Here is a 5,564-nt window from a genome sequence, read left to right on the forward strand (position 1 = left end):
GCGGCGGTTGAAGCGGCGCGTGCCGGTGAGCAGGGCAAGGGTTTCGCGGTGGTGGCGGGCGAAGTGCGCTCGCTGGCGCAGCGCAGCGCGCAGGCCGCCAAGGAAATCAAGGGCCTGATCGAAGACTCGGTCTCCAAGGTAGGCGCGGGTTCGCAGCAGGTGGAACGCGCCGGCGCGACCATGCAAGAGATCGTGGCTTCGGTGAAGCGCGTGACGGACATCATGGGTGAGATCTCGGCGGCGTCGGACGAGCAGTCCAGCGGTATCGACCAGGTCAACCGCGCCGTGTCGCAGATGGACGAAGTGACGCAGCAGAACGCAGCGCTGGTGGAAGAAGCCGCCGCCGCCGCGGGTTCCTTGCAAGAGCAGGCGGAACGCCTGGTGCAAGCCGTGGCCGTGTTCAAGATCAATGCGGGCGAAGTCATCGAAGTGCCGGCGCGCCAGTTGGCGCAGCCAGCCCAGCCGCCGCGCGCGCCGAGGGTTGCCGCGCCGGCCCCGGCCCCGGCTCCGGTCGATGCGCCCGCTGAAGCGACCGCCAGGCCCGCGCCTGCCGCCCGTCTGACGCACGCGCCACGCGCCAAGCCGGCTGCTGCTGCCGCTGCTGCCGAGGGCGCATCGGCCGCGCGGCCGTTGCGCCGTCCGGCTCCGCGTCCGGCAGCGCCTGCGGGCGAAGCCAAGCCGGCGCCCGCGGCAAGCCGCCGACAAGCGCCGTCCGACGACGATTGGGAATCTTTTTGATGCCAGCACCGCTGGCGCATAGGTAGGGTATGCGAGGCTATAGACATCTTCTGGCGGCTGCCGCCATCGCGTTGCTGCTTGGCGGCTGCGCGGCCACGGGCCACAACTTTGATCCGGGCAAACTGGGCACGCTGACCCCTGGCCAGACGACGCTGGAAGAAGCCTCGCGGGCGCTCACCGCGCCGCCCGACAAGTTTTACCGACAGAGCGACGGCACATTGCTGGCCCTCTGGTCGCACAAAATCACGTTTGTCACCGACGGGCTCTACAGCCGCAAGGAAGCGCTCTTGCAGTTCGGCCCGGACGGCCGCCTGATGCGGCTGGTCGACAGCACCAATATTCTGCTGGAACCTTGGGAACGCCAGAAATTGCTGGGTCCCGCGCCGATGCCTGACGCGCGTCAGGATTGGCCGCCGCCCGTGGCGGAGCCCGAGGTGCAAACCATCTACATACCCGGTCCGGGAGAACCGACCGGGTTGGCCCCACAGGGCAAGCAGTAGGCCTGGTAGTCCGGCAGAGAACGTTGCGGCGCGCGCCGCAATGTACGTCGCCTTGAATGTACCCGCCATGTAACAGGGCGTGTCGGCAAGGTGGTTTTTCATTTGGTCAGAGCAGTTCCTGAGGGATGGGGAAAAATATGGAAGCGAGTCTCGAATCCGGCGCAAAGGCCGGCAAAGGCAGGAAAAAGGCCGCGCGCGCGCCCAAGGTAAAACGCAAGCTGCGGCTGCGTGACGCCCGCGTCGGTACGATGCTGCTGTGGGTGATGGCGTTTTTCGCGATCCTGATCGCGGCGGTGGGCGGCTTGGCTGCATTCTTCTTGCAGCACAATTACGAGTCCATCCGCGAAGTGAACGCGCTGACCGAGCGTGCCAAGCAGGTCGAGACGATCAACACCGACATGCTGCGCGCCCGCGTGAGCCTGATGGTGGCGGCGCGCCACCTGCAGGAATCCGGCTGGGGCAGCGGCGAGAACTCGGCCCGCGACGCGGCCGCGGCATTGAAAGCCGCCACCGACCTGCTGACAGGCGTGCGCAGCCGCTTCTCGGACTTCCAGAAGAACATGCTTCAGGACGACACCGGCCGCCAACTGTCGATGAACCTGGTGCGCCGTTATCGCTCCTACATCGACGACGGTGTGGACACGATGGTGGAAGCCCTGCGCAGCGAAGACTATTCGACGTTCTACATGGTGAACAACGAATACGGTACGCCCCGCAGCGCGGCCTTCATCGAGGCGATCAGCGACTTCAGCAAGTACATTGGCGGCCAGCAGCAAGCCACCATTGATCAAGCCGAAGCCAACTTCAATCGCGCCATGGTGGCCGTGGCCGTTGCAGTGGGCCTGGCCCTGGTGTTGATGGTTTTCTGCCGCATCCTGTTCGGCCGCCTGGTCGTGCGCCCGCTGGTGGAAGCTGGTCAGCACTTCGACAAGATCGCCGCCGGCGACCTGACGAGCCGCGTGGAAGTGAAGTCGCACAACGAAATCGGCCAACTGATGGCGGCCGTCAAGCGCATGCAGGAAAGCCTGACGCGCACGGTGACGACGGTGCGCCGCGGCGTGGACGAGATCACCGTGGGTTCGCGTGAAATCGCGGCCGGCAACACGGACCTGTCCAGCCGCACGGAAGAGCAGGCGGCGTCCCTTGAGGAAACCGCGGCATCCATGGAAGAACTGGCGTCCACCGTGAAGCAGAACGCGGACAACGCGCGCCAGGCCAACCAGTTGGCGGCCAGTGCGTCGGACGTGGCCGAACGCGGCGGTTCGGCGGTGTCGGAGGTGGTCAGCACGATGCAGGGCATTTCGGCCAGCTCGCGCAAGATCTCCGAGATTGTTTCGGTCATTGATGGCATTGCGTTCCAGACCAACATTCTGGCGCTGAACGCGGCGGTTGAAGCGGCGCGTGCCGGTGAGCAGGGCAAGGGTTTTGCGGTGGTGGCGGGCGAAGTGCGCTCGCTGGCACAGCGCAGCGCGCAGGCCGCCAAGGAAATCAAGGGCTTGATCGAAGACTCGGTGACCAAGGTGGGCGCGGGCTCGCAGCAGGTGGAACGCGCTGGCGCGACCATGCAAGAGATCGTGGCCTCGGTGAAGCGCGTGACGGACATCATGGGCGAGATCTCGGCGGCGTCCGAAGAACAGTCCAGTGGTATCGACCAGGTCAACCGCGCCGTGTCGCAGATGGACGAAGTGACGCAGCAGAACGCGGCGCTGGTGGAAGAAGCGGCGGCGGCGGCGGGTTCGTTGCAGGATCAAGCCCACCGCCTGGCCGAAGCCGTGGCGGTGTTCAAGATCAACGCCGGCGAAGTGATCGAGGTGCCCGCGCATCAGTTGAGCGGCTACGCGTCGCCGACGCTGACGCAAGGTTGATCGGTAGGTAGGCCGCCTGGGAAAACCGTGCGACGCCGTCGATGTGATCGACGGCTCGTAGGATGGGTGAAGCGCGTCCGGGCGTCGACCAGAACGGTGCTGCTCAACGCGCGTAACCCATCAGACGGCGCCACGGTTCTTAACCGGACCCGCCACAACGCAACGCTCGTCTGATGGGTTACGCGCGTTTGGTGTTTGTTTGCGCGGGGCGGACGGTGCGCGCTTCACCCATCCTACGCACGTTAAGTTTTTATTAAAAATACCGTTAATAACAATAACGCCTGAAAGAGGGCGGTGAACTGAGTTTGATGGCTGGGGTTGCGCGTGAGGGCGTCCCGGCCAGACAAACCAGGCGGGGGTCAGGTCGATGCGGGACGCCACGTCCCGGTTTGCTCGCTGCTATTCATTCGCTGCTCTATTGATGTCACTGGAGACTAGCTGTGCGCGTGAACTTACCCATCACTGATGTGGAAACCAAGCTGCGCGAAGATCAATACCTGATCTCGCGAACCGACACCAAAGGCCGTATTGTTTACGCGAACCCGGCGTTCGTTGAAGTCAGCGGCTTTACCCGCGAAGAACTCATCGGCAAGCCGCACAACATCGTGCGCCATCCCGATATGCCGTCCGAAGCCTACGAAGACTTGTGGGAAACCTTGGAAGCCGGCGAATCGTGGCTGGGGCTGGTCAAGAATCGTCGCAAGGACGGCGGCTACTACTGGGTGCTGGCCAACGCCACGCCCATCGTCGAGAACGACGAAGTCGTCGCGTATTCGTCGGTGCGGGTGCGGCCTTCGGATGAACAGATCGAGATGGCCGAAGAACTCTATGCGCGCATCCGCGAAGGGTCGGCGCGCGGTATCCGCATCAAGCGCGGGCGACCGGTGCGCGCTGGCTGGCGCCGTGGCCTGGACGTGGTGGCGTTTCCGTTCAAGCGCAGCGTGCGCAGCCGAATGTTCCGCCACGCCCTGGTGTCCGCCGGCATCGTCGCGGGCGCGGGCGCCTATGGCCTGCACGCCAATTGGGACAGCCTGGGCGCCTGGGGCGCAACCCTGGGGTGCGGCGCCATCGCGCTGGGCGTGATCGCCATCTTCGGCATGGGCTGGAGCTTGTCGCGGTCCCTGCTGGACCCGATGTCTGACGCCGCCAACATGGCGCGCCAGGTCGCCGCCGGCAACCTCACCACGCAGATCATCGCGGATTCGGATGACGAAGTGGGTAGCTTGAAGTTCTCGTTGGAAGTCATGCGCAAGAGCCTCATCGGCATCGCTCAGGACGTCTATCGCGGGATCGAAGGCACGACCCACGCGGCCGTGCACATCGCGCGCGGCAACCAGGAACTGGCCGGCCGCACGGAAGGGCAGGCCTCGTCCTTGCAGCAAACCGCCGCCAGCATGGCGCAGCTGACTTCCACCGTGCGCCAGAACGCCGACAACGCCCGCCAGGCCAACCAGTTGGCGGCCAGCAGCATGGATGTGGCGCGGCGCGGTGGCGTGGCCGTGGGGCAGGTGGTCGACACCATGCACGGCATCTCGGCCAGCTCGCGCAAGATCGCCGACATCGTCAGCATCATTGAAGGCATCGCATTCCAGACCAACATCCTGGCGCTCAACGCCGCGGTGGAAGCGGCCCGGGCCGGCGAAACCGGCAAGGGCTTCGCCGTGGTGGCGGGCGAAGTGCGCAGCCTGGCGCAGAAAAGCGCGCAGGCGGCCAAGGAGATCAAGGGCTTGATCGAAGACTCCGTGGACCGCGTGTCGGAAGGCTCGGCGCAGGCCGAACAAGCGGGCGCAACGATGGAAGAAATCGTGGCGGCCGTGCATCGGGTCACCGACATCATCGGGGAAATCTCGCAGGCGTCCCAAGAGCAGTCCAGCGGTATCGAGCAAGTGGATACGGCCGTGTCGCAGATGGACGTGATGACGGTGCAGAACACGGCGCTGGTACAGGAACTGGGCGGCGCGGTGATGCAGTTGGGCACCCAATCCGGCGCGTTGCGCGAGACGATCCGGGTATTCCGGCTTACCGGTCAGCCCTGAGTAATTTAGTAAGCGTCCTATAGACGCGGAACCTCTCGGCTGCCCACACTGGCCCCTCCCATTCGATCCGTCGGGGAGGGGCCAGTGCCATCTCACGCGAACCATCACCGATTCACCTTCACCTCCGCCAGCGGCGCGGCGTTTGACGTCGTTGAATTCACGCTGCATGAAGCCCTGTCCGAGACCTATCGGCTGTGCATCGAACTGTCCAGCAGCGACCCCGCTATTGATTTCGGCACGCTGCTGGATCAGCCCGCGCTCTTCACCATCTGGCGCGGGGATGGTCCGGTGCGCCACGTCCACGGCATCGTCACCGAGTTCGTCCAAGCCGAAACCGGCTTTCGCCGGACGCGCTATCGGGTAGTCGTAGAACCCTCCCTGGCTCGCGCCGCGCTGTGTTCTGACTGGCGCATCTACCAGCACCT

At 65.0% G+C, this 5,564-nt stretch carries 5 protein-coding genes; all 5 read left to right on the plus strand.

Features of this window, described 5'->3' with window-relative positions:
* Positions 1-738, plus strand: a 738-nt coding sequence (locus WBR68_RS30875; protein ID WP_230696200.1) for a methyl-accepting chemotaxis protein, incomplete at its 5' end; no start/stop codon positions are given.
* A gap of 29 nt (positions 739-767) precedes the next feature.
* A complete protein-coding gene (locus tag WBR68_RS30880) occupies positions 768-1,238 on the plus strand; it encodes a hypothetical protein (protein WP_230696201.1) in 471 nt (156 codons plus the stop codon).
* A 137-nt stretch (positions 1,239-1,375) separates the two neighbouring features.
* Complete coding sequence (locus tag WBR68_RS30885) at positions 1,376-3,103, plus strand: methyl-accepting chemotaxis protein (RefSeq protein ID WP_050450296.1); 1,728 nt, start codon at positions 1,376-1,378, stop codon at positions 3,101-3,103.
* Positions 3,104-3,543: 440 nt separating this feature from the next.
* Complete coding sequence (locus WBR68_RS30890) at positions 3,544-5,139, plus strand: methyl-accepting chemotaxis protein (protein WP_230696202.1); 1,596 nt, start codon at positions 3,544-3,546, stop codon at positions 5,137-5,139.
* Between the two features lie 84 nt (positions 5,140-5,223).
* A partial coding sequence (locus WBR68_RS30895) for a contractile injection system protein, VgrG/Pvc8 family (RefSeq protein ID WP_342490527.1) occupies positions 5,224-5,564 on the plus strand: 341 nt, incomplete at its 3' end.

This window comes from Achromobacter sp. JD-1, from assembly GCF_038594925.1.
Classification (GTDB): Bacteria; Pseudomonadota; Gammaproteobacteria; order Burkholderiales; family Burkholderiaceae_B; genus Achromobacter; species Achromobacter spanius_C.

Bases quoted from the DNA above. Each gene is read 5' to 3' on its own strand.
- WBR68_RS30880 (WP_230696201.1), top strand. From the start codon at position 768: ATGCGAGGCTATAGACATCTTCTGGCGGCTGCCGCCATCGCGTTGCTG.
- WBR68_RS30885 (WP_050450296.1), top strand. From the start codon at position 1,376: ATGGAAGCGAGTCTCGAATCCGGCGCAAAGGCCGGCAAAGGCAGGAAA.